The sequence below is a fragment of the Rheinheimera sp. UJ51 genome, from assembly GCF_020819615.1.
Taxonomy (GTDB): domain Bacteria; phylum Pseudomonadota; class Gammaproteobacteria; order Enterobacterales; family Alteromonadaceae; genus Alishewanella; species Alishewanella maricola.
On sequence record NZ_JAJHOG010000030.1, the window covers coordinates 1,493 to 2,673 of the forward strand.

Below are 1,181 nucleotides of genomic sequence, written 5' to 3' on the forward strand. Positions count from 1 at the left end.
GGAGAGTCGCAGTGACCAGCTGGCTGCAACTGTTTATTAAAAACACAGCACTCTGCAAACACGTAAGTGGACGTATAGGGTGTGACACCTGCCCGGTGCCGGAAGGTTAATTGATGGGGTTAGCGCAAGCGAAGCTCTTGATCGAAGCCCCGGTAAACGGCGGCCGTAACTATAACGGTCCTAAGGTAGCGAAATTCCTTGTCGGGTAAGTTCCGACCTGCACGAATGGTGTAATGATGGCCAGGCTGTCTCCAGCCGAGACTCAGTGAAATTGAAATTGCGGTGAAGATGCCGTATACCCGCGGCTAGACGGAAAGACCCCGTGAACCTTTACTATAGCTTGGCACTGAACATTGACCCTACATGTGTAGGATAGGTGGGAGGCTTTGAAGTTTGAACGCTAGTTCAGATGGAGCCGTCCTTGAAATACCACCCTTGTATGTTTGATGTTCTAACGTAGGTCCCTGGATCGGGATTGCGGACAGTGTCTGGTGGGTAGTTTGACTGGGGCGGTCTCCTCCTAAAGAGTAACGGAGGAGCACGAAGGTTGGCTAAGTACGGTCGGACATCGTACGGTTAGTGTAATGGTAGAAGCCAGCTTAACTGCGAGACAGACACGTCGAGCAGGTACGAAAGTAGGTCATAGTGATCCGGTGGTTCTGTATGGAAGGGCCATCGCTCAACGGATAAAAGGTACTCCGGGGATAACAGGCTGATACCGCCCAAGAGTTCATATCGACGGCGGTGTTTGGCACCTCGATGTCGGCTCATCACATCCTGGGGCTGAAGTCGGTCCCAAGGGTATGGCTGTTCGCCATTTAAAGTGGTACGCGAGCTGGGTTTAGAACGTCGTGAGACAGTTCGGTCCCTATCTGCCGTGGGCGTTGGATGATTGAGTGGAGTTGCTCCTAGTACGAGAGGACCGGAGTGAACGAACCGCTGGTGTTCGGGTTGTCATGCCAATGGCATTGCCCGGTAGCTACGTTCGGAACGGATAACCGCTGAAAGCATCTAAGCGGGAAGCCGGCCACAAGATGAGTCATCCCTTAGACTTCGAGTCTACTAAAGGGTCGTTGAAGACCACAACGTTGATAGGTGAGGTGTGGAAGCGTGGTGACACGTTAAGCTAACTCATACTAATTGCCCGAGAGGCTTAACCATACAACGCCCAAGATGTTTTA

At 52.1% G+C, this 1,181-nt stretch carries 1 rRNA gene (cut by a window edge); it reads left to right on the top strand.

The annotated features are described in order from the left end of the window. A 23S ribosomal RNA gene (locus tag LMJ53_RS16940) occupies positions 1-1,161 on the top strand (its annotated part extends 1,492 nt beyond the left edge of the window); the annotation flags it as partial. Between the last annotated feature and the right edge of the window lie 20 nt (positions 1,162-1,181).